Consider the following 18,562-nt stretch of genomic DNA (forward strand, 5'->3'; position numbering starts at 1 on the left):
ATTCACGCCCCTTTGGTCGTTGTGCCCGACGCATCCTGGGCGTCCTGAGTGGGTTGGCCGGGCGCGCCGGACAGTCCGCTGTGGAAGGCCTCCAGCCACATGCCGGGGCCCGGGTCCTCCGCCGATTGCCGTTCCACCGGCGGCCGGATGGGGGAGGTGGTGGCCCGGTCCTTCCGCCGCCGCTGAGGCAGCCCGTTCGCCGTGCGCTCCTCGGCCGGCCGGGCGGCGTCGGGCGCCGGCCGGGCTGCCGGGTCCCGTGCGGGTGTGGGTGCCGGTGCCTGCCGTGGTGCGGACACCCCGGCGGAGTGACGGCCGGGCGGGTGCTCGCGCGACGCCGGAGCGACGGCCCGGGGGCCCGAGGAGGAACCGATGCCGTGGGCGAACCCGGTCGCCGCGGACGCCGTGGTGATCAGATGCTGCGGGACGATGACCACAGCCCGGACGCCGCCGTACGCGGACGAGCGCAGGGACACCTGGAACCCGTACGCCTGCGCCAGCCGACCGACCACCGCGAGGCCGAGCCTCGGCGTCTCGCCGAGGTCGTTGAGGTCGATGCCCGTCTGTGCCTGCGCCAGCATCGTCTCGGCACGCCGACGGGCCTCCTCGCTCATGCTCAGACCGCCGTCCTCGATCTCCACGGCGATGCCCGACTGCACCTCGACGGCCGTGAGGTGGACCCGGGTGTGCGGCGGCGAATACCGCGTGGCGTTGTCCAGCAGCTCCGCCAAGGTGTGGATCAACGGCTCCACGACGGGGCCGACGACGGCCACCTCGGAGACCGAGTGGAGCTCCACCCGCTGGTAGTCGATGATCCGTGACATCGCACCGCGCAGCACGCTGTAGAGCGTGACGGCCCTGCTCCACTGGCGGCCGGGGCGCGCCCCGCCGAGGACCGAGATGGAGTCGGCGAGCCGACCGATCAGGGCGGTGCCGTGGTCCAGTCGGAGGAGGTCGCCGAACACGTCCGGGTCGCGGCCGTGCCGGTCCTCCATCTCCCGCATCTCGTGCGCCTGCTGGTGAACGATCGCCTGCACGCGCCGGGCGATGTTCACGAAGGCCCGTTGTGCGGAGTCGCGGAGGCTTTCCTCGTTGTCGACCGCGTCGACGACCCGGGCCAGCACGGTCTGCAGGGCGGCTCTGAACCGCGGGGTGAGGGAGGCGTCGTCGCCCCAGCGGTTGCCGTGCCCCCCGCGCCCACCCAGGGAGGTCAGGATCTCCTCGGGCAGCTCGCCCTTGCGCAGCCGCTCGATCGCCTCGGTCAGCACCACCTCGCACAGGTGCACCGCCGCGGCTTCCTGCTGGGACAGGGCGTGCTCGAGCGCCGCGACCTGGACGCGCCGGGCGGTGAGCGCGCGGCCGCGCCGGATCACTTCGACGAAGGCCAGCACGGTGCACGCGGCACTCGCGGCGATCCAGACGGTGCGCACCGGTTCCGAGGAGGAAGCGAGCGCCCCCACGACGCACACGGCGGCCACGGCTGCGACCCCGGGCATCATCCGGCTTGTCGCCGCCTCCGTGTGCGCGGCTTCGGGTGGAGTGTTTTCTGGCGCCATCAGCATCCTCGAACCATCGAAAGTGGGATCTCCTGACCAGTGGGCGGGAGCATAACTACGGCCAACTGCCCGTAAGGCCGCTTTCTTCGAGGTTCATCGGACCGGAGGGCCGATTACGCGCCAACGACAGGAAGAAATCTGGGCGTCGCCGAGAACCGTCCACGGAAAGGAACGGCGTCGGGGGAGGTCGGAGGCTTGCCGGAGCGCTATGGGCTCACGAATTCGAACGCATTTCCCGCTCGGTTTCGGCCACGCCTCATTGTGTGGAAGTGGCGGCCGGATCGAAAGTACGCTAAGAACACCTTTCACGAAGCTCGGCGAGAGATGCGGCGTGCCCGGAGCCCGCGGCCTCAGCGCTGGGCTGGAGCCATCCGCGAGGACGGCCTACCCGGGCCGCAGGGCATCGCGCAGCCACGGGCCGGGGGTGTGTTGGTCTTTCCAGCGCCGGGGCAGGACGACGAATCCCTTCGCGCCGCGAGGGCGGGAGATCGTCTTGTGGGTCATCTCGAGGAAGTCGGCGGACCGGTTCACGAGCTGGCGGGCGTAAGCGGAGTCGGCCCAGACCTGGGTGATCTGCGGCTGCATGACATGTAGGCGCCAGAGGAGTTCGCGGGCTGCGTCCCGGTCGGTCATGTCCGCTGGCGGCATGGTCTGTTCGGCCTTCGTGAGGCGGCGGCTGCAGAGCGCTGCCCCCACCGACCTGTGTGGGCAGCCTGAGCCTGTCTCCGGTTCGTCTCCCAAGGGGTGGACGGTTTTTTCGCAGCTTGCGACCACGTCGTTGCGCGCCGGCCTGGGGAACCCCAGCGCCGCGATGATGCAGGCCCGTACTGCCTTCGTCTGCGCCGACAACGCCGATCACCACGCCATGCGTGCCTGGGTCCGTTCCCTGCAGTCGCTCATCTCCTACTGGGCCGGGCGCCCGTCCGAGGCCGCCGACTACGCCACCCTCGGCCTCGGTGCGGCGGGCAACGTCCGCGGCACCACCAGCGTCTGGCTGGCCTGTCTCTCCGCCCGCGCCCACGCCCTCCTCGGTGACGGAGAGGGCACCCGTGCCGCTATCCAGCAGGCCGAGGAAGCCCGTACGGCCGCCGAGCCCGACGGCCTCGATGCCTTCGGCGGCATCATGACCTTCCCGGTGCCCCGGCAGCTGTACTACGTCGCTGAGGCCACCGTGCACCTCGGCGAGGACCCCGCACTCGGTGAGACCCAGTCCGAGGCCGCCGTCGCCGCGTACCGCATCGCCACGGAGGACGAATGGGCCTTCGGCGACGAAGCCGGCGCGCAGACCGACCTTGCCCTCGCCCGCATCGCCCGCGGCGAGATCGAGGGCGCCATCGAAGCCGTCCAGCCGGTACTCGACCTCCCCGTCGAGCAGCGCAACTTCGGCATCACCAGCAGCGCCCAGCGGGTCCACGCCGCACTCCAGGCCGAAGGTAGGCGCAACCGAGGCGCGGCGGTGGTCGGCCTCCGCGAGGAGATCGAAGCCTTCACGGCCACCCCGACGTCCGTCCTCGTCCGGTGACCCCGCCGATAGGCTCCGCAGCCATGACCCCAGTCCACCTGGCCGGCCCCCGCCTGGCGCTGCGCGAAGTCGAACTCGAGGATGCGGCCGCCGTCCTGGCCATCTACGGAGACCCCGAGGCCACCCGGCACCTCAGCTTCGAGCCCCGCACCCCCGACCAGGTCCAGGCGATCGTCGACCGGTCCATCGCCTCCGCAGAGGACACCCCCCGGACCGAGTACTGCCTGGCCATCACCCCACGTGGTGAACACCGGCTGATCGGCTACGCACGCCTGGCGACCGAACCCCAGCAGGCGGCCCCCATCGGGTTCGCCCTGAACCCCGCCGAGTGGGGCAAGGGCCTCGGCACGGAGACCGTCCACCTGCTCTGCGCACTCGGCTTTAAGGCCTTGGGCCTGCACCGCATATGGGCCGCACGCTCGCCGCTCAACGAGGCATCCGCGCGTACCCTTCTGCGGGCGGGCATGACCGAGGACGGACGGATCCGCGACCACGTCTTCGTGCACGGCGCCTGGCGGGATGGATCACCTACTCGATCCTGGAGCATGAGTGGGCACCGATCGGCACCTTCGATCTGAGCGCTGACGACGGAGCCCCGGTGGGTATGCCCCTGTCCGCGGCTGACAGCGGACAGGACAGGTGAGCTGGTGCTGACGTTCGGGGTCGGCCCCATCTTCTGCTCCCGGCCTGCGGGGATGACCCTGCTTGATCCAAGCGGTGGAGGTGTGCCAAGGCTCATCCCCGCACCCGCGGGGATGACCCCTGCCACTGCCACGCGATGCCGGTCTGGAACCGCTAGGGTCCGCTCGACCGCCCATCGGGTCTTGCCGCGCCTGAAGCCGTGGGCGATGCCGCGGCAGCGGAGGATGCGGCGGTACTTGCCGTAGTCGTAGCCGCGGTCGGCAATGAGCCTGCATGGCCGTCGGCCCGTGCCGCGCAGGCCCGGGAACGGGCTAATGTGCAGATTTCGACTCCTTGCCGGCCGATGTGACCAGGGCAACGAACGACAGGATGTTCGCCACGAGCAAGAGCCAAAAACCAGCCATGCCCTCGGCGCTGGACGTGTAGTCCGGGAGGGCACCTGAAGGCTCACCGAACCCGAAAATGAAATGCGCGGTCATGATAAGACCACCGAGCAGGACCGCAAAGTACCAGGGATAACTGAGGAAAACCGCCCACCCACTCAGGTTCTTTGTCCTCCGGCCCTCCCTGGCGAACGTGTCGACGACGTTGAGGACGAGGCAGGCCGCCGTCCCGGTGATCCCATACGACATAAACTCCCACTGTGTCTCCACCCCAGGCAGCCCGCTGGGAATGGCTTGCCAGGGGTGGTGCCAGTCGAAGGACTCGAGCACGCTGGCCGCAAGTTGGCCGGTGGTCTTGTCCTTCCAGCTCTCCCTCATGAACGGCATGAAGCTGGCCCAGACCAGAAATCCCGCCGCCAGAAGGTTCTTGCCGAGGCTACTTGCGATCCTCCGTGCCACTGCCCCCAGAACTGGCTTCCGCTCTTGCTGTGCATCGGGGTTCCGGTCTGGTGGTAGGTACTCAGCGGATCCAGCCGCTAGCGGCTCGCTGTTACCCAAGACCGCCGGGGACGCTTTGCGGGTGACGGCTGCCAGGGTGGAAGCGACATGCCGGTAGGCGACGGCTATGGCTGTCTTCTCCGCCCTTCTCGTGCCGGGGGCGATGAGTGCGCGCATGGCGTCGGTGCGCTGCCGAGTTCCTGTGCGGGCACCGGTGATGCCCATCCAGGCGCCGGGACCGAACGTGGTGCCGAGCTCCTCCTCACACCACTGCCGCACGCGTTCCGGGGACGGGCGTCGCTGCGGGTCCTTGCTGAGGCAGGAGGTGATCAGCCGGCGCAGCGGCGGGGCGATGGGAGAAAAGTCGAGGGTGTCGGCGACGACGCGGTGAGCGACCGCCCATTCGTTCTCCGCAGCGAACGCCTGCTGACCCGTAGCGAGGAAGTAGAGGACGGAGCCGAGGGAAAAGACATCGGAGAGCGGGCCGACTGCACGGCCCGAGGCCTGCTCGGGGGACATGTACAGCGGGGTGCCGATCCGGGTCGATTGGCTGGCGTGGGTCACCGACTGGGTCAGGGATTTGACGATGCCGAAGTCGATGACCTTCGGGCCGCTCTCGTCCAGGATGATGTTGGCGGGCTTGAGGTCCCGATGGACCACTTTCGCTGCGTGGATGTCGGTGAGGGCGTGGGCTATACCCCAGGCCAGCAGCAGCACCTGGCCGGGCGGTAGCGGGCCGTTCTCCACGACCAGGTCCCGCAGTGACGGCCCAGCGACGTACGCGGTGGCCAGCCACGGCCGCTCGGCTTGGGGGTCGGCGTCAAGGAGCGGCGCAAGGTGGGCACCGCGGACCTTCTGCGCGGCCCGCACCTCGCTGGCAAAGCGCTGCCCGAACTCCGGGTCTCGGGCGAACTCGCTGCGGATCACCTTGACGGCTGCCGGCTGCCCGCCGGGGGAAAGGGCGAGGAACACCTGCCCCATGCCGCCCTCGCCCAGCCGTGCCACCAATTGAAAGTCACCAAGGGTGTTCGGATCGTGCGGTTGTAATGCAGAAAACCGGAATGCTGCTCTCGACATGAAGTGCTCCCCCCTGCCTTCCCGCCCCCCGGGATACCCCGCGACTCGACCGTCTCATGCATTCACTCACGAGAGTAGAACTGCCACCTGACGCTCCGCCACATCAGCTAGGGGCAATATCGGCGACTTGCTGATCGTTTGAGGATGAGTGGAGTCCGGGTCTTGTGCTCGGCGATCTTGGTCGGCAGGGTGTCCGGGGTGCGTGCTGATCTCGTTCCTGGCGACCTGTGGGAGCGGATGGCCCCGCTGCTTCCGCCCGCTCCCGAACGGCCGCCCCACTACCCCGGGCGACTGCGTGTTCCCGACCGGTTAGCACTCGCCGGCGTCATGTACGTGTTGCGGACCGGTGTCGCGTGGCGCGATGTTCCCGCACGTCGGCCCCTCGCCCGTCGACCGGGCCCGCCCCCGGTTCCAAGCACCACTTGATCGTCGACCGCCACGGAACACCGCTCACCGTGACGTTGACCGGCGGGAACCGGCATGACGTCACCCGGCTCCTACCGCTGCTGGATGCCGTTCCGCCGATTCGCGGTCGGCGGGGACGTTTCCGCCGCAAGCCCCGACGTCTGTACGCGGACCGGGGCTACCACTTCGACAAGTACCGCCGCCTCCTGCGCAAGCGCGGCATAAAGCCGAAACCACGCTTAAGGCTTAGCGCTGGAGCGCGCTTCGGCTGGTGGCAGGGCTCCGCCAGCGGGCACCGCGCGGCCGGTGACCGCCTCGCGGCCCCGGGACTCCCCGGTGCCGATGCCTGAGGCTGGTGTGTTGTGCGCCGGGTGATGCGGCGTGTGCTCTTGTGCGCCCCTTCGGTCTGCCGCCTCTGCGGCCGGTGCGGGGATAGCTTCGTTGCCAGATATCCCAAGTGGCGGGCCGGGCCCGTCGGACTGGAAGGAGTGCCGGCTTGCTGAATCGTGCGGGGGTTTCGATGGCTGCGGCTGCCGTGCTTGCTGGGGTTGTGCTGCCGGTTGGTCTGGCGAGTGAGGCATTCGCCGCTGGGGCCAAGGCGGGGGTGTGCAGGTCGTCGGTGGACGGTACGTACTGCGGCTACTACTCGGGGTCGGCGTACACCGATCGCGGTGATGCGGGGCCCAAGGTAAAGGAGATTCAGGCGCTGCTGATCCAGCATCACGGCTTCTCGGTGGGCCCGAAGGGTGTGGACGGCTACTTCGGGGCGGGAACGGAGTCGGCGGTGAAGCGTCTCCAGAGGGGCCATGGGTTGAAGGCCGACGGCATCGTGAGTGCGAAGACGTGGGACCAACTGCGTGGGGAGCCGTTGGACCGCTGAGGGCGATCTCCTCTTCCGGCTGAGCCGCCCTTGCCGACGGGCTGTGTGTGCGACGGCCGTCGCGAGCTTTGTCGGACTCTTTGCGGCTGTGCTTGGCGGTGGGGAGCGAAGCACCCAGGCCCCGGTGCTCCGGGCGCGTGCGGGCTCCACGCCGATCTCGCTTCCCACCGGGGACTCCCCGTGGCGGAGGAGCCCGCGCGGGTGAAGCACGGCGAGGAGCTCAGGCAAGACCGTCGCTGAAGGACAAGGCGGCGCCCGCGTCCAGCGGGACGGGTTGACGCGGTGGGGGTCAGCGTTACCTGCACGCCTGTCCTCTACTGGCAGTAGAGTCGGTGTTGGCAGACGAGACGAGCATCAAGGTGAGCGCGGCGACCCGCGACCGGCTGGCCGCGCTGGCGATCGAGCAGGGCACGACGATCCGGCAGCTGGTCGAGGAGCTCGCCGAGGGCCGGCCGACTCAGGCCGAGTACGCGGAGCGGGCCGAGCAGGCCCGCGCCGAGCTCGCCTCGGTGCTGGGCACCGGCCCGAGCGAGGAGGCCGAGGCGAAGGCCCGCAGGCTCTTGGAGCGCCTGGGTACCGGGCAGGACTCGGCGGCCGCGTAGTGGGGCCGATCGCCGTCGTCCTGGACCACACGACCGCTACCGCCCTCCATGATCCCAAGGACTCGTACAACGAGGCAGTCGCAGCCTTCTACGTGCAAGCCGCCGGCGGCCTGGGCACCCTCTACGCGCCCGTGCTCTTCCTGACCGCTGGCGACACCGGGCGGCCCGGCGGAACCCGAGCTGTACGAAGGGACCGGCGTTCAAGCCGTCCACCCCGACACGTAAGCGCAGACACGCCCCTGGCCGGTCGGCGCTCGAGGCGCTGGTCACCGAGCGGGCCTGGGAGCTCCCGGCCTCCGGGGCGACGCTGCGGGACTGGTGGGCGGCCATCGCCCCGGAGCTGGCCGGGCACGTCGCGGCGGTGTCGTACGACCCGGGCTCCGGCCGGCTCACCGTGTGCCCGGAGTCAACGGCCTGGGCGACGAAGGCCCGCTGGGAGCAGCCCCGCCTCATCGCGGCCGCCAATAAAGCGGCGGGCCGCAGCGTCGTGAGTTGACCGGATCGCCCCACCACCAGGGCCGCTCACCCTCGCCGAGGAACCGCCGCGGCGAGGGCGGTGGTGGCAGGCGAGACGCTGATCGAGGTGACGAGCAGCACGTCCGCGTTGTCCCGGTACGGGGATGCCCGGCAGAGTGGGTGCACTCTGCCGGGCGGCGGATCAGCTCATCGGCCTGTGCCGGGCCAGTCCATGAAGCCCTTGATCCATTCCTTGGGGCCGGGGACGTGGTTGCCGGTGATCGCGGCGATGGCCGGTTCCCCGTATTTGACGCCCTCGTAGAAGGTTTTGGCGGTTGCCTTGCAGGTGGCGATGGTGACAGGGGTGTGCTGGCGCGTCTGCTGCTCGCAGATGTGGTTCATGTCCTGGAGGAAGATGTCGTCGATGCGTGCCTTGCCGTTCGGGTTGGAGCGGAAGTCTTTCTCGCCGTGCAGGTCGCGGTAGTTGCGGTAGCCGAAGTCGTGCCGGACGCAGGCGGTGGTGAAGTCGTAGCCGGCGACACGGTTCCTGGCAGGAAAGTTGCACTCGTTGTTCGTCCAGCGGAACTCGTACGGGTCCGGCTCACCCCTGCGGTGCGCGTCGGCGGTCTGGAGCCAGTCGGCGGTGGCTGCCGGGCCGAGCTGGGTGAGTTCGGCCAGGCGGGTGGTCTTCTCCGTGTAGGTGGCCGGAACTGCGGGGGAGCCGAGGTTGTGCCACACATCGTTCGCGCCGTTGCCGTTGTACCTCTGCACGGAGCGGTGGTCGGCGGCGAGCCGGTAGAGGTAATGGCCGCTGGCGGCGAAGCTGGCCGCCGGGCCGCCGATGCGGTTCCAGCTGTTGGGGTGGTCGTTGTACTTGTGGAGGTCGCCCGTGCCACGCATGACCTTGTAGAGGGTGTTGGCGGCGAAGATGTTCTCGGCGGGCCCGCTGACGGGGTCCCACCTCTTCTTCTTCGCGTCGTACTCGACGATGGCCTGGCGGTCGGGGGTCAGGCCGTAGAGGTTCTTGTCGGTGACGGCGAACGTGGCGCCCTCGCCTCCCACGGGAGTCCACTTTCCGTCGTAGCGGAAGATCTTCTTGTCGTCGGGGTTGGTCACGTAGACGGCGTCGTCCGGACCGGCGTAGAGGTTCTCGGAGCGGTCGCCGACCTTGTCCCACTTGTCACCGCGGCCGCTGTACTTCCAGAGACCGGACTGGTTGGGGCTGACTCCGTAGAGGTGCTTGGAGGTGGCGGCGAAGGTGGATCCGGGGCCGCCGATGCGCGGCCACCCGCCGGTCTTCGGGTCGTACTTGGAGATGTCGCCCGCTCCGCCGGGGCCGGATTCGATCGCGTAGACGTTGCCGCCGCCCGCGTAGAGCTTCTGTGCGGCGCCCTTCACCCGCCGCCAGTTCTCCTTTTGCTCGGACCATTCGTAGACGCCCTGACGGTCGGCGGACAGGGCGAACACCGAGGTCCCGACCGCGACGATCTGCTCCAGTGCGATCGGTGCCGGGCCGGAGGGCCGTCCGACCTGGCGCTTGGCGGGGGCGGCGTTGGCGGCGACGCCGAAGGCGACGACGCCGATCATGAGCAGGCACAGCATTCGGATGCCGCTGTGGAGCCTGCTCCAGAGGGCGGCGGCCCGTTGCATGGCCTGCCGGCCGTTTCGGGGCGTGTCGGGGTGCATGGGAATCCCTTTCCGTAAACGGGTTGCAGATGACGGGGCGCTGTGACGGGTCCGCTGGGGGCGACCGGTCAGAAGCTGAAGATCCAGGCCCAGAAGGAGGGCCTGCCGGTGGGCGCGCAGCCGCTGCCGGGGCCGGGGCCGGGGGCTGAGGCGGTGTCGGGAAGGGTCGGTGCGGCCGTCGGACTGCTGTCCGGGCCTGCCGAGTGCGTGGAGGCCGGCTTCGGTGCCGCGGCGGAGTCCTCGGGGCTCGGCACCACGGCGGTCGGCTTCGGCGCCGCGGTGGTGCTGCCCGGCTTCGGCTTCGCCGTGAGCGGCTGGGCCGGCTGCGGTGGGGCGGGCCGCGAGGGTTCGGCGGTCGGCGTGGTCCGGGGCGGCGCGGGAGGGGTGGTGGTGAGCTTCTTGTAGCGCAGGGGGATGTAGGAGCTGCGGGGGTGGCCGGCGATCTTGCTGTCGTGGATGTTGGCGCTCTCCTTACGGGCAGGGCGTCCGGGTCGGCTCTCGCTGTAGTAGACGAAGTCGCCCTTGGCCTTGTCGGTCCAGCCGCCGAACAGCACGACGTGGGAAGCCGGGTTGTCCAGGACGTCGCCGGGCTCCAGCTGGCCCAAGCCAGAGAGCCGGGTCGCGACGGAGGGCAGCGACTGGGTGGTGTGGCTGTCCCCCAGCTGCCAGGCCATGGACACGAAGCCGGAGCAGTCCTGCCGGTAGGAGCCTCCGGTTGCGCCGTCCCACCACCATCGCTTCTGGCTGTAGGGGACGCGCTCCTTGACCCAGTGCTCGGCGCGGGCGATGACCTGCTCCCGGGTGACGGACCCGCCAGGCGCCGTGCCATGGCCGATGGTTTCGGTTGCCGAGGGGCGCTGGTAGGCAGGACTGCTCTGGGCCTGTGCGGGGATGACCGCCAGGCAGATGGCCGTCGCCAGTCCCGCCAGGGCCGCGAGCGCCTTGGGCCGGCGTACGAGTGGTAGGTGCACGGTGGTCCCCTTCGCCGTGGTGGTTCCGCCGGTCTGGTTGGCGGAAGCGGTGGAACACCACGCTGGAACCTGATCTGATTGTTCGTTGGCCCGTACTTGTATTCGCGCAGGTCAACGCTGATACAGGGGGCGAACAACCGCGAACATCGGTGAAGTTGCGCGAACTTCCGGCAGGCGTGCCGGGCTGTGGAGGGGGAGAAGTGAACCGATCTGGGCGTCAGCCGGGACCGCTGAAGGGGCGCACCGCCGAGGCCAACGCACTCGCGCGGTTCCTGAGGGAGCTGACGGCGGACTGGACGGGTGCGCAGCTGGCGGAGCGGTACAGCCTCAGCCCGAGCGTGTGGAGCGAGTACCGCTCCGGACTGAAGATCATTCCGTTACCGCGCCTCAGCAAGATCATCGAGGACCGCTACGCCCGCGACGGCCGTACCAGGGACGACCGGCTGAGGGAGGCACGCCGCCTGCATCTGGCCGCGACGGCCGCAGCGACGACCATCCCCCAGACACCTGCGGCAGGCGCCGCACCGGCAGCGGCAGCGAGCCGCACCGCCAGCTCGGCCCCCACCGTGCCGCAGGCCGACCGCTCACCGGATCCGGGCTCCGCTGAACCCCCGGCTGCTCCGGCCGGAACCCCCGGCCCCGAGCCGGCCCCCGGCACTGCCCCGGGGCCGAACGAGCCGGCCCAGCCCGAAGAGGCGGCCCCCACACCGGATATCTCCACGGGCCCGACGCCGCCGCCGGCCGGGCCGCGTGAGGGCCCTGCCAGGACGCCCACCCACACCCCGTCGGCCATGCCCGCCACCGACCCGGCACCCGCGGAAGTCCCGAAGAAGTCCCGCCAACGCGCCGGGCAGCGTGGCCGCTGGCGGACCCCTGCACAGTGGGCGGCACTGGCGGCCCTGGTCGCCGTCCTCGTCATCGCCAACCACTACGGCGGTGCGCGGGAGACGTCCGACAGCCCCTCCTCACCAGGGGACACCGCGCACGAACAGCCGATCGCAGCACCTGCCGCGCCGGACCCGGCTGCTGGCGACCCCGCACCAGCGGAAGGCTCGGCCCCCGCATCCCCGCCGCCGACGGGCGCCGGAGAACCAGCGCCCCCGCCGGTTCCGTCCGGCTGGCACATCGTCCACGCGAAAGCGCTCCGCCTCGCGGTCGCCGTACCCGACGGCTGGAAACCCGACGTCGACAATGCGCTCCAGGCCACCTGGGTGTCTCCCGACGGCCGCTACGTAATCGGGGTGAAGCGGGACGACAGCAACGGTCACACCGCTCCGTCGGCTGCCACCGGACAACTCGCCTGGTACGGCAAGACGGCGGAGTCGAAGATGGTGGCCCTGACGTCCGAGACCCACGCCGACCAACAAGACGGCAAGGAGGCCGTGCGACTCGAGATGGACTACCACTGGCCGGCGCGCGAGACCCCCTGCCACCGCACCGAAGTCTTCGTCGCCGGCGACGGCGGCCAGGTCTACCAGCTCGTCGTCAACGACCAGGAGTACGACAAGGAAGCCACGAACCTTACCCAGCTCCTGTCCACCGCTCGCGCCCAGTGGCGGACCGACCTCATCGACTGACCCCTACAAGACTGACCCCTACAAAAACGCGCCCCTGGCCGTGAAGGACGCGTCCGTTTCAGGGCCGGCGAGGTGATGCGGAAGGAGAGCCGTTCCAGGGGGACCCGCTCAGAAAGTCCTCGCTCAGGGGATCCGGCTCGGCGTCGAGATCAGGGATTCCTAATCAAGTTGTCAAGCGGGGTGTGTGACGGGCGGTGTGGGGTTGTAGCACCGTCCGTCACGCAGGAGTGCCCACAAGACGTTGACCCGGCGTCTGGCAAGTGCCATGACAGCCTGGCTGTGCCGTTTGCCCTCAGCGCGCTTGCGGTCGTAGAAGCGGCGGGATTCGTCGCAACAGCGGATGCTGATCAACGCGGAGGTGTAGAAAACGCGTTGGAGGCGTCGGCTGTAGCGGGTGGGGCGGTGCAGATTGCCGCTCACCTTCCCGGAATCACGGGGCACCGGAGAGACGCCTGCGAAGGCGGCCAGCCGGTCCGCACTGGCGAAGGCGTCCATGTCGCCGCCGGTAGCGGCCAGGAACTCTGCGCCCAGCAGGACACCGATGCCGGGCATGCTCGCGATCACCTCGGCTCTGCGGTGCCGGCGAAACCGGCCCTCTATGAGCTTGTCGGTCTCCGCGATCCTCTCATTGAGGGCCATCACCTCCCTGGTCAGGGAGTGCACCACGTGGGCGGTCATGTCCTCGCCGGGAACGGTGGTGTGCTGCCCTTCGGCGGCCCGGACGGCTTTGGCGGCGAGTTCGTCGGCGCCGCGAACCTTGCGGTTGTGCAGCCAGGTGGCCAGACGCCGTCGGCCGGTGCGGCGGATGGCGGCCGGGGTCTGGTAGCCGATCAGGAGTACCAGGGGTCCGAGGTTGCCCAGGTCGAGTTCACGCTCCAGGCCGGGGAAGATCTCGGTGAGGTGGCCGCGGAGCCGGTTGATGGTCCTGGTGCGGTCGTCGCTGAGGTCACGGCGGTGTCGGGTGAGTACTTTCAGCTCGGACACCAGCTCGTCACCGGGCCGCAGGGACGTGAGGTCACGCCGGACGCGGGCCTGGTCGGCGATGACCGCCGCGTCTTTGGCGTCGGTCTTGCCGTCGCCCCGGTATCCGTCGGAGGCCCGGTTGACCACCCTCCCAGGGATGTAGAGGAGCTGCTGACTGTGGTTGAGCAGGACCGCGCTGACCAGGGCAGCTCCGCCGTCTGCCAGGTCAATGCCCCAGATCGCTTCGTCGCCCAGGGCGAGAACGTCCCCGAGGAGCTGAAGTAATTCGGCTTCGTCGTTGGCGACGCGCCGGGACAGCAGCCGCTTGCCGGTGTTGTCGATCACCACGCAGTGGTGATGGGTCTTCCCGGCGTCGACGCCGGCCCAGATCGCTGTCACTCGCTTCTCCGCAGGTCGTGTTCGTACAGGTACCACGGACGACTTCGCTGTCGAGTCCCTACTGAGCGATCAGTGCCGCAATTCCTAATGAGCAGCCGAGTCGTCGTGGGGTGCCGAGCGGCGAATCGAAGTAAGCCACGGACGGCAGACAGCTGAAAGCCACACCCGACACCCCTGGGCGGGCCAACCATACGAAGGGCTCGCCCGGTCCCGCAGAACAACGTAGGGACAGCTGATCATCGTGGCCGGTGTTGGCACGGCCTGTGTCCGTCATGCTTGATCGCAGCGCAGCGCAGGGCAAGGCGCGAAGGTTCCAAGAATCCTGGTCGCCGGGCCACCGGAACCCGTACACGCGTCCCTCGATGCTAGGGCTGCGTATCCGGTTGACGGCCATCCGTGTCGACGTTGGCGCCGCCGCACTCGGAGGCCAGCCGCCCATCAGCCGTGTCAACCACGTCGCGGGGCAATACATCTAGCCGCTGCCGGCCCCAGGCGCTACCGCACGCCGCCCCACCGACTTCATGCTGGCGTTCGCGCGAGCTGGGCGATTTGTCTACCCGAGGAGATTCAGGACTGCTCTGGGGAGCTGGCTGGCGTTGGCCAGGACGGCGGTCGTCGTGGATGCCGGTGCCTTCGCGGTGGTGTTGTCAGCTCCGGCGTTCTGCAGATTGTTGCGGGTGCTCATGAGGCGGTTCTGCGAGGCCTTGCGCTTGACGGGTGCGGCGAACTCCTCGACCGTCACCGATGCCCAGTTCGCCGTCCTCGAGGAGGAACTCGGGCCTGCCTGCCCCTCTCGCACGTCCGGCCTACTCGGAGCGTCACGGCTTCTCCGCGGTTGCCTTGGACGCCTTGGGTGCCTCCGGAGCCTTCGGAGCCTCCGGGGTCTTGGGGGGCTTGCTGAAGTCGTCCTTCTTCGGCCTGTTCTCCAGATCCTCGTCCTTCTGGAGGTCGCCGTATTCCCTCACCGTCGCACTCGCGTCCTGCATGCCGGCGGAGGCTGCCTTGGTGACCGAGCCAGGGTCCTGGGAGTACTGGGCCTGCGCGCCGGCTGATGCCTGGGTGGTCTGGATGAAGGAGCCGAGGAAGCCCAGGACGGCCCGCGCCTCGGGCGAGGTCTCCTGCACGATCTTCGCGCGGGAGGAGGCGCCGTGGATCGCGTTGTTGAACAGGCTGGTGCTCGTGTCGTCGTACGTGCCGTCGTCGGAGTCCTCGAAGTCGACGTCCTCACCCGGCTGCGGCTTTGTGCTGTCGGTGGTCACGGAGAAGAGCCCCGCGCCCTTGCCGGCGGCGTTGAAGATGTTGTCGAACACCATGGTCGTCACCTCTGGTCGTCGTCGTGGCGGCGGTGCCGCGCGGTCAGGGCTGCTTGTGAAGGGTCTGCTGGCTGACGGTCAGGGCCTCGACGTCGAGCATGGTGTGGTGGACGTCCAGGGCGGAGACGACCTCGGCCAGTCCCTTCATGCGGAAGCCGCCGGGCGCCAGGTCGATATCGCCGATGTCGCGGGCGACCATCTGGCTGAGGCCGGGGTAGGTCCCGGGCTGCGGGGGAGACAGGACCGTCACCGGCACGGCGTACTGCACCGCGATCAGCCCGGAGAAGGTCACCGGAATCTCGTAGGTGTACTGCTTGCGGGTGCGCCGCTGGGTGACGATGGTCTGTACCCGGGAGTTCGCCGGCACTTTTCCCGAGATTTGCGACTTCGAGGCCCAGCTTGTGTTCAGGGAGCCGCCGACCGTGGCGGCGATGCCCAGGGCCAACTGAGCGTTGAGAGAAGCGTTGCCGGTGGCACTGCCCGAGGTCGTGAACCCCACCGAGTTGGTCATCGTGTTCGACGAGGAGTTCGTCGCGGAGCTGCTCGCGGACGTCTCGGTGGTGTTGGCGTTGTCGACCCCCATGCTGTCCTTGCTGTTCTTGTTGGTCACCGTATTCGCGTTCTTGTTCGCCGTCCCGTTCTGACACGACGCCGCGAGCTGCGACTGCAGGTCTAGGCGGAGCTGGTTCTGCAGCTGCAGCTGTAGCGAGGCACCGATGCTGCCGCCGAAGGTGAGTTTGGCGTCACCGTGGAGCGACCAGGTGACCCCGTTGGAGACGGCGAAGTCGACCGAGTCGGTGAAGGTCATCTCGGTGCCGCTGCGGTTGACGTAGGTGCGGGAAGAGAACGTGTCCGGTGGGGGCTGAGCGATGTCGCCCCGCACCTCGATCAGCGGCTCCCCGAGGTTCATGTAGGCGAGCCAGCCCCGTTCGAACGCGGTCCCCGAGAAGGTGCCGAAGCTCGACTTGTTCACAGAGAACCCGACGGGCTTGTGCTTCACACCAGAGGGGTCGGCGTAGACCAGGGTGGGGTGGTTCAGGATGGCCTGCCAGATCTGCTCGATGTTGAGTTCCCGCAGGTTCTTCTTCGTCAGCGGCTGACGCCTGGCCTCTACCAGGCTGTATGCGGTGGAAGGCATCTACCCGTCCTCAACTAATTCAGTCGAACCGCGCTCGGTGAAATTTAAAAGAGAAAACTGTGCGTTCCGCCGGACGAAATTACCGCGTCTCCCCGTACCTGGGAAGGCGTATTCACATGTCGCACTCAATCGAGTGATCGATTTTCGGAAATCACTTCCGAAACGCCGGTGAAGTGACCTTTCCTCACTAGCATTCACTCGATCGGTGACTTTTTTGTCAACCTTGCTCGCGGGTACCGTGACCCCAGGCGCTACCGCAGGGGATGTTTCGCGCTTTCGGCCGTTCATCGAGCTCCGTTCTGCTTCCATTCGAAGGCCAGGTCCGCTTCAATACGACCCCATTGAGTGCCGCGTTAGGCATCCGAAGTTTTCGTGTTTCGCATTCAGGACAGGTGAGGTTTCCGCGATGTACACCCAAGAGCGCACGGCGATGTCCAATTTGGTGGTCGGCGGCCCGGTAGCGGTAAACAGCTACGACAACGCGATCGTTGCGGCGCTGGTCGAAAACCGTCCGGTGATGCTCGTCCATGCCTTCAACGGCGGCTACCTGCGACCCGCAGAGCTGAGCGAAGCGAGCCACGACAAGGGCGTCCAACTGGCCACCGCCCTCGACGAGACCGTCAAGGAGGCCAAGGGCCACCTCTGGCACATCACCCCCGCCGGCTTCTTCGGGCAGCGGCCGCTGTACTTCATCGAGAGCGCTGCCGGCCAGGCGACGCCCAAGCCCGCCGGCGCGGGCGCAACCGACACCGGACGTGGCGACGACGGCATGCCAAAGCCGCAGCGCAGGCGCATCACCATCCACCAGGACGCGCCCCAGAGCACGGCCGACACCGTCCAGGTCGGCCTGCCCGACAAGGTCGGCGACAAGTGGCGGGGGAAGAACGGGGCACCTGAGGACACCCAGCTCTGGGTCGTCACGGTCACTCCGTGGGGCGGCATCACCTTCGTGCCCATCACCCACCCCGACGCCATCCTCGGCTTCAAGGACCACGCGGTGACCGCCAACAGCGAGGTGAGCCTCACTCACAACTGGGGCGGGGACTTCACCGGGACGGTCATCAACACGTTCTACCCGCGCCTGCCCAGCGAGTGGAATGTCCCGTACCACCACGTCTTCACGTGATCCGCGGCCACCGCCGTACGACACCCGTCCCGAGCCACCGTCCGCACCGCCTGGAAGAGGCACCACGATGCCCGTGCCCACGGAAGAACTGAAACTGGAGATCGTCAACGCCGCCACGGGGGAGATCCTCGACGGCAGGGCCGCACCGGGGCAGGGCGGGGCGCTCGTCGTCCGGGAGCTCCCCGAGGACGGTCCGGCCCCGGAGCAGTGGCAGATCCTTCCCGTGCAGTCCGTGCAGTCCGCGCAGGACGAGCAGGTCTACGTGATCCGCAACGTGACCGGCGGGAAGGCCCTTGAGCAGCCTGCCGCCGCGGACGGCGGCGTCCGTCAGGAAGAAGTGGCCGACGGCAAGCAGACCCAGCAGTGGCGTCTCGTCCCCGTCGAGGGCGAAGCCGCCCTCTACTTCATCGAGAGCGCGGCTGACGACACCGTCCTCGACCTCGACCGTGACGCTTCCGGTGAAAGCGGCACCCCGGTCGTCGTGCGCGCGTACGACGAGGACGCGGAAAGTCAGCGATGGCGTCTCGTTCCGGCCGAGCCCGAGCGCGTCAGCGACCCGGTGCTGCGCTGGGCACGGCTGGGGCACTGGAACGGACGGCAGTCCTGGCGGCTGGCTCCCTCGGCGGCGCTGCGGCCCGTACCCGACGCGACACCCTCGTTCAGCGATCTGCTGCTGGTCCTCGACCGGTTCGGAACCGACCAGGACGCCGGCGGCTGGAAGAGCGAAGGGGCCGCGCCCCGCCCCGGCGCACAGCCGGGCTCGTGGGCCGGGCTCGGCGCGCGGTTCCTCGCCGAAACCGCCGGAAAGGCGCCGGCGGACATCGTCGCGCTGAAGCCGGCCAAGGGGACCGTGACGGCGGCCGCGCGAGGTGACGGCACGTTCGAGGACGAGGAGCGCGTCCTGCACCCGCCCGCGCCCTCCGCGAGCCCTGCTGACCTGTGGACCCTCGCCGACATCACGGGCGAAGGAAAGCCCGGCATCGTGGTGCTAGCAGCCGACGGGGTCCGGGTGTCCACCCAGGACGAGGACGGGACGTTCGCGCTCGCGGGCGGCGAGCCGACCCTCCAAGCTTTCGGCCACGGCGATCAGGCCGGCGGGTGGCTGGCCGACAAGCATCCCCGCTTCCTCGCCGACACCACCGGCAGCGGCCGGCTCGACATCGTCGGCTGCCACGACGACGGAGTCTGGATCTCCCTCCAAGACGAGGACGGAAACTTCGCGTCACTCCCCGACGAGCCCGCTCTCCGGGCTTTCGGCCACGCCGAGAAGGCTGGAGGGTGGCTGGCCGACAAGCATCCCCGCTTCCTCGCCGACACCACCGGCAGCGGCCGGCTCGACATCGTCGGCTGCCACGACGACGGAGTCTGGAT

17 protein-coding genes and 1 pseudogene are annotated in these 18,562 nt (G+C 68.9%); 9 read left to right on the plus strand and 9 right to left on the minus strand.

The genetic code is table 11. The features are described 5' to 3' along the window. Nucleotides 1-2 precede the first annotated feature (2 nt). Both ACZ4WZ_RS14805 and ACZ4WZ_RS14810 read right to left on the minus strand, forming a co-directional pair. Nucleotides 3-1,553, minus strand: coding sequence for a sensor histidine kinase (locus tag ACZ4WZ_RS14805; protein WP_467889822.1), 1,551 nt, complete (start codon nt 1,551-1,553; stop codon nt 3-5). A 384-nt stretch (nt 1,554-1,937) separates the two neighbouring features. After that, nucleotides 1,938-2,186: a hypothetical protein gene (locus ACZ4WZ_RS14810; RefSeq protein WP_467889825.1), complete on the minus strand. Its 249-nt coding sequence runs from the start codon at nt 2,184-2,186 to the stop codon at nt 1,938-1,940. Between the two features lie 181 nt (nt 2,187-2,367). On the opposite strand from ACZ4WZ_RS14810, the gene ACZ4WZ_RS14815 reads away from it, so the two are divergent. After that, nucleotides 2,368-3,075 carry a hypothetical protein gene (locus ACZ4WZ_RS14815; protein WP_467889827.1) on the plus strand — a complete coding sequence of 236 codons (708 nt, stop codon included), beginning with the start codon at nt 2,368-2,370 and terminating at the stop codon, nt 3,073-3,075. A gap of 23 nt (nt 3,076-3,098) precedes the next feature. Then, nucleotides 3,099-3,653 (plus strand): GNAT family N-acetyltransferase, encoded by a 555-nt coding sequence (locus tag ACZ4WZ_RS14820; protein WP_467889830.1) that lies wholly within the window; start codon nt 3,099-3,101, stop codon nt 3,651-3,653. A gap of 375 nt (nt 3,654-4,028) precedes the next feature. Here the strand turns inward: ACZ4WZ_RS14820 and ACZ4WZ_RS14825 are convergent, their stop codons facing one another. Continuing rightward, complete coding sequence (locus ACZ4WZ_RS14825; protein ID WP_467889832.1) at nt 4,029-5,675, minus strand: serine/threonine-protein kinase; 1,647 nt, start codon at nt 5,673-5,675, stop codon at nt 4,029-4,031. A 198-nt stretch (nt 5,676-5,873) separates the two neighbouring features. On the opposite strand from ACZ4WZ_RS14825, the pseudogene ACZ4WZ_RS14830 reads away from it, so the two are divergent. The 4 genes and pseudogenes from ACZ4WZ_RS14830 to ACZ4WZ_RS14845 all read left to right on the plus strand — a co-directional run. Further along, nucleotides 5,874-6,313: pseudogene (locus tag ACZ4WZ_RS14830) on the plus strand (transposase); the annotation flags it as partial. A 263-nt stretch (nt 6,314-6,576) separates the two neighbouring features. Beyond that, nucleotides 6,577-6,960 carry a peptidoglycan-binding domain-containing protein gene (locus ACZ4WZ_RS14835; protein ID WP_467889835.1) on the plus strand — a complete coding sequence of 128 codons (384 nt, stop codon included), beginning with the start codon at nt 6,577-6,579 and terminating at the stop codon, nt 6,958-6,960. A gap of 332 nt (nt 6,961-7,292) precedes the next feature. Further along, entirely contained in the window at nt 7,293-7,562 is a 270-nt protein-coding gene (locus ACZ4WZ_RS14840; protein WP_467889838.1) for a hypothetical protein, read from the plus strand. 307 nt (nt 7,563-7,869) lie between these two features. Further along, nucleotides 7,870-8,058: a DciA family protein gene (locus ACZ4WZ_RS14845; protein WP_467890112.1), complete on the plus strand. Its 189-nt coding sequence runs from the start codon at nt 7,870-7,872 to the stop codon at nt 8,056-8,058. A gap of 167 nt (nt 8,059-8,225) precedes the next feature. Here the strand turns inward: ACZ4WZ_RS14845 and ACZ4WZ_RS14850 are convergent, their stop codons facing one another. Both ACZ4WZ_RS14850 and ACZ4WZ_RS14855 read right to left on the minus strand, forming a co-directional pair. Beyond that, entirely contained in the window at nt 8,226-9,704 is a 1,479-nt protein-coding gene (locus ACZ4WZ_RS14850; RefSeq protein WP_467889840.1) for a phospholipase A2, read from the minus strand. Between the two features lie 68 nt (nt 9,705-9,772). Continuing rightward, nucleotides 9,773-10,675, minus strand: a complete 903-nt coding sequence (locus tag ACZ4WZ_RS14855; RefSeq protein ID WP_467889843.1) for an NlpC/P60 family protein — start codon at nt 10,673-10,675, stop codon at nt 9,773-9,775. Between the two features lie 200 nt (nt 10,676-10,875). Here ACZ4WZ_RS14855 and ACZ4WZ_RS14860 point away from each other — a divergent pair, with 200 nt between their 5' ends. Further along, a complete protein-coding gene (locus ACZ4WZ_RS14860) occupies nt 10,876-12,252 on the plus strand; it encodes a hypothetical protein (RefSeq protein ID WP_467889846.1) in 1,377 nt (458 codons plus the stop codon). A 171-nt stretch (nt 12,253-12,423) separates the two neighbouring features. Here ACZ4WZ_RS14860 and ACZ4WZ_RS14865 read toward each other — a convergent pair whose 3' ends face one another. The 4 genes from ACZ4WZ_RS14865 to ACZ4WZ_RS14880 form a co-directional block, all read right to left on the minus strand. Continuing rightward, the gene (locus ACZ4WZ_RS14865; protein ID WP_467889847.1) at nt 12,424-13,614 is read right to left on the minus strand and encodes an IS110 family RNA-guided transposase; all 1,191 of its coding nucleotides are present in this window, start codon (nt 13,612-13,614) and stop codon (nt 12,424-12,426) included. Nucleotides 13,615-14,167: 553 nt separating this feature from the next. Further along, nucleotides 14,168-14,356: a hypothetical protein gene (locus ACZ4WZ_RS14870; protein ID WP_467889850.1), complete on the minus strand. Its 189-nt coding sequence runs from the start codon at nt 14,354-14,356 to the stop codon at nt 14,168-14,170. Between the two features lie 76 nt (nt 14,357-14,432). Continuing rightward, on the minus strand, nt 14,433-14,927 hold the full coding sequence (locus tag ACZ4WZ_RS14875; RefSeq protein ID WP_467889852.1) for a hypothetical protein: 495 nt from the start codon (nt 14,925-14,927) through the stop codon (nt 14,433-14,435). A 43-nt stretch (nt 14,928-14,970) separates the two neighbouring features. Continuing rightward, a complete protein-coding gene (locus ACZ4WZ_RS14880; protein ID WP_467889855.1) occupies nt 14,971-16,065 on the minus strand; it encodes a hypothetical protein in 1,095 nt (364 codons plus the stop codon). Nucleotides 16,066-16,471: 406 nt separating this feature from the next. On the opposite strand from ACZ4WZ_RS14880, the gene ACZ4WZ_RS14885 reads away from it, so the two are divergent. Both ACZ4WZ_RS14885 and ACZ4WZ_RS14890 read left to right on the plus strand, forming a co-directional pair. Then, complete coding sequence (locus ACZ4WZ_RS14885; RefSeq protein WP_467889858.1) at nt 16,472-17,191, plus strand: hypothetical protein; 720 nt, start codon at nt 16,472-16,474, stop codon at nt 17,189-17,191. 67 nt (nt 17,192-17,258) lie between these two features. Further along, nucleotides 17,259-18,562, plus strand: a 1,304-nt coding sequence (locus ACZ4WZ_RS14890; RefSeq protein ID WP_467889861.1) for an RICIN domain-containing protein, incomplete at its 3' end; no start/stop codon positions are given.

The organism is Streptomyces sp. NPDC029122, from assembly GCF_055569445.1.